Annotated in this window: 2 protein-coding genes and 1 tRNA gene; 2 read left to right on the top strand and 1 reads right to left on the bottom strand. The window is 60.7% G+C overall.

Features of this window, described 5'->3' with window-relative positions; genetic code table 11:
* Positions 1 to 33: 33 nt before the first annotated feature.
* Positions 34 to 121 (bottom strand) — tRNA-Leu (locus tag IQK56_RS30355).
* 223 nt (positions 122 to 344) lie between these two features.
* On the opposite strand from IQK56_RS30355, the gene rnr reads away from it, so the two are divergent.
* Both rnr and rlmB read left to right on the top strand, forming a co-directional pair.
* Positions 345 to 2,978 carry a ribonuclease R gene (gene rnr / locus IQK56_RS30350; protein WP_150760901.1) on the top strand — a complete coding sequence of 878 codons (2,634 nt, stop codon included), beginning with the start codon at positions 345 to 347 and terminating at the stop codon, positions 2,976 to 2,978.
* Entirely contained in the window at positions 2,975 to 3,730 is a 756-nt protein-coding gene (gene rlmB, locus IQK56_RS30345) for a 23S rRNA (guanosine(2251)-2'-O)-methyltransferase RlmB (RefSeq protein WP_064450413.1), read from the top strand. Before rnr ends, rlmB begins: the two co-directional genes overlap by 4 nt.
* Positions 3,731 to 4,032 lie beyond the last annotated feature (302 nt).

Raw genomic sequence — 4,032 nt, 5'->3', positions numbered from 1 at the left:
AGAACGAAAAACCGCTTTCGCGGTTGATCTAATTGGTGCCCAGGAGAAGACTCGAACTTCCACGACCTTGCGATCACCAGCACCTGAAGCTGGCGTGTCTACCAATTTCAACCACCTGGGCAGCATCACAACGTTGCCGTCGTCGATGGCGCGCACTATACGGAGAGGCTTGTAGGCTGTAAACCCCTGCCATGAAAAAAGCCTGGAAAATTTCGCCAATGGTCGTGCAAGGTGCGCACCGAGGGCCATAAAGGGCTTTTAAACGCTTGTTGATGCCTGAAATTTCCCGTTTCAATACGCGTATGCCAAACTAACCCGCATATAGACAAGGTGAAAACTCTCTAATGGCCGATTGGCAGTCCCTCGATCCCGAGGCCGCTCGTGAAGCGGAAAAATATGAAAACCCTATTCCTAGCCGCGAACTGATCCTGGCGCACCTCGCCGATCGGGGGTCGCCTGCTAGCCGCGAGCAGTTGGTTGAAGAATTCGGTCTGACCACCGAAGACCAGCTCGAAGCCCTGCGCCGCCGTTTGCGTGCCATGGAGCGCGACGCTCAACTGATCTACACCCGCCGTGGCACGTATGCGCCTGTGGACAAGCTCGACCTGATCCTCGGCCGCATTGCCGGCCATCGTGATGGTTTTGGCTTCCTGATCCCGGATGACGGCAGTGACGACCTGTTCATGAGCCCAGCGCAAATGCGCCTGGTGTTCGATGGCGACCGTGCCCTGGCGCGCGTTTCCGGCCTGGACCGTCGCGGTCGCCGTGAAGGCGTGATCGTTGAAGTGGTGTCCCGTGCCCACGAGTCCATCGTCGGCCGTTACTTCGAAGAAGGCGGTATCGGCTTTGTGGTGCCGGATAACCCGAAGGTCCAGCAGGAAGTGCTGATCACCCCGGGCCGCAATGGCGCTGCCAAGGTCGGCCAGTTCGTCGAGGTGAAAATCACCCACTGGCCAACTGCGCGCTTCCAGCCCCAGGGCGATATCGTTGAAGTGGTCGGCAACTACATGGCGCCGGGCATGGAAATCGACGTTGCGCTGCGCACCTACGATATTCCTCACGTCTGGCCTGAGGCCGTGCTCAAGGAAGCTGCCAAGCTCAAGCCTGAAGTCGAAGAAAAAGACAAAGAAAAACGCATCGACCTGCGCCATCTGCCGTTCGTCACCATTGACGGCGAAGATGCCCGCGACTTCGACGACGCGGTCTACTGCGAAGCCAGGCCTGGCAAGCTGCGCCTGTTCTCCGGCGGCTGGAAGTTGTTCGTCGCGATTGCCGACGTGTCCAGCTACGTGAAGATCGGTTCGGCCCTGGATAACGAAGCCCAGGTACGCGGCAACTCCGTGTACTTCCCTGAGCGCGTGATCCCGATGCTGCCCGAGCAGCTGTCCAACGGCCTGTGCTCCCTGAACCCGAAAGTCGACCGTTTGGCCATGGTGTGCGAGATGACCATCTCGAAAACCGGTGAAATGACCGATTACCAGTTCTACGAAGCGGTGATTCACTCCCAGGCGCGCCTGACCTACAACAAGGTCAGCACCATCCTGGAAACGCCGAAGACCAGCGAAGCCAAGGCCCTGCGTACCGAATACGCCGGCGTCGTGCCGCACCTCAAGCAGCTCTACTCGCTGTACAAGGTGTTGCTGGGTGCACGTCACGTACGTGGCGCGATCGATTTTGAAACCCAGGAAACCCGGATTGTCTTCGGTTCCGAGCGCAAGATCGCCGCAATCACCCCGACCACGCGTAACGATGCCCACAAGCTGATCGAGGAATGCATGCTGGCGGCCAACGTGGCCACTGCTGAATTCCTGAAGAAGCATGAGATTCCTGCGTTGTACCGCGTGCACGACGGTCCGCCGCCGGAGCGTCTGGAAAAACTGCGCGCCTTCCTCGGCGAGCTCGGCCTGTCCCTGCACAAAGGCAAGGACGGCCCAACGCCGAAGGACTACCAGGCCTTGCTGGCCAGCATCAAGGACCGTCCGGATTACCACGTGATCCAGACCGTGATGCTGCGCTCCCTGAGCCAGGCGGTGTACAGCGCTGACAACCAAGGCCACTTCGGCCTGAATTACGAGGCGTACACCCACTTCACCTCGCCGATCCGTCGTTACCCGGACCTGCTCACGCACCGCGCAATCCGCAGTGTGATCCATTCCAAGCAGAACACCCCGCACGTCAAGCGCGCCGGTGCCATGACGATTCCGAAGGCACGGATCTATCCGTACGACGAAGCGGCCCTGGAACAGCTGGGCGAGCAGTGCTCCATGAGCGAGCGTCGTGCCGACGAAGCTACTCGTGACGTGGTGAACTGGCTCAAGTGCGAGTTTATGAAAGACCGCGTGGGCGAGACCTTCCCGGGTGTGATCACCGCCGTGACCGGCTTTGGCCTGTTCGTCGAGTTGACCGACATCTACGTCGAAGGCCTGGTGCATGTCACTGCCTTGCCGGGTGACTACTACCACTTCGATCCTGTGCATCACCGCCTGGCGGGCGAGCGCACCGGTCGCAGCTTCCGTCTGGGCGATACCGTGGAAGTGCAGGTCATGCGCGTCGACCTCGACGAGCGCAAGATCGACTTCGGTATGCCAGACAAGCCAGCCGAACCGGTGGGGCGTAAAAAACGTGGCAGCGAAACCGCCGCGCCGGCTACCAAGGGCAAGGGGGCTCCCGCGAAAGCGGCGACCGCCGAGCCTGCGCCGGCCAAGGCTGGTCGCCGTTCCTCCGTCAAGGAAAAGGCCCCCGAAGCCTACCGCCCAAGCGACGCAGCGGCGAAAAACGCCGAACTGCGCAAGAGCCGCGAGTTGAAGCAGCAGTTGCTCAACGAAGCCAAAAGCGGTGGTAAAGCGGCGTCTGGGGGAAAGTCCCAAGGGGCGGAAAAGCCGTCGAGCAAGCCCAGTAAACACCGTAAAGGCCCGCCAAAAGCGGGTTCGGCCCCTGCGAAAAGCGGCGGGTCGCGCAAACCTAAGGCCAAGTCATGAGTCTGGAAAAAATCTACGGCGTCCATGCCGTAGAAGCACTGCTGCGTCATCACCCTAAGCGTGTCAAGCAAGTGTGGTTGGCAGAAGGTCGCAGCGAGCCGCGTGTACAAGCTTTGGTCGAGTTGGCCACCCAAAACAAGGTCGCCATCGGCCAGGCCGAGCGTCGTGAAATGGACGTTTGGGTTGAAGGCGTTCACCAGGGCGTGGTCGCGGACGTAAGCCCGAGCCAGGTCTGGGGCGAAGCCATGCTCGACGAGCTGCTCGACCGCACCGAAGGCGCGCCGCTGTTGCTGGTGCTGGACGGCGTAACCGACCCGCACAACCTCGGCGCCTGCCTGCGCTCGGCCGACGCCGCCGGCGCGCTGGCGGTGATCGTGCCTAAAGACAAGTCCGCTACCCTGACGCCTGTCGTGCGTAAAGTTGCCTGCGGGGCGGCGGAAGTGATTCCGCTGGTGGCCGTGACCAACCTGGCGCGCACCCTGGAGAAGCTCCAGCAGCGCGGCCTGTGGGTCGTGGGTACGGCGGGAGAGGCCGAGGTCAGTATTTATGACCAGGACCTCACCGGCCCGACCATCCTGATCATGGGTGCTGAAGGCAAGGGCATGCGTCGCCTGACCCGCGAGCATTGCGATTACCTGGTGCACTTGCCGATGGCTGGCAGCGTCAGCAGCCTGAACGTGTCGGTGGCGACAGGCGTGTGCCTGTTCGAAGCCCGGCGTCAGCGTGGCGTCAAGGCCAAGGCCAAGAAGTAATCAGGTTGATGCAGGTCAAAATGTGGGAGGGGGCTTGCCCCCGATTGCGGTGTATCAGTCAGCCAGTGTTTAGCTGACACACTGCTATCGGGGGCAAGCCCCCTCCCACATTGTTTTTGTGGTGTTTGGGAGGTTGTTCAAATAATCACCAATCACCTTGCGCGCTTTCTTCCCCTTCTCTACAATTGCGCCCCTTGCCCACCTGGCAGGCACGCCATGTGCCTCCCCTGCGGCAAGATCCATAAGTGTCATTCACTCCTTGTCTGACCGTTTTTGAGCGGCAGGCTACAACCCGTAAGGAG

The organism is Pseudomonas cyclaminis (assembly GCF_015163715.1).
Classification (GTDB): domain Bacteria; phylum Pseudomonadota; class Gammaproteobacteria; order Pseudomonadales; family Pseudomonadaceae; genus Aquipseudomonas; species Aquipseudomonas cyclaminis.
The sequence above is the reverse complement of the archived record's forward strand: the minus strand, read 5'-3'. Positions and strand labels throughout refer to the sequence as shown.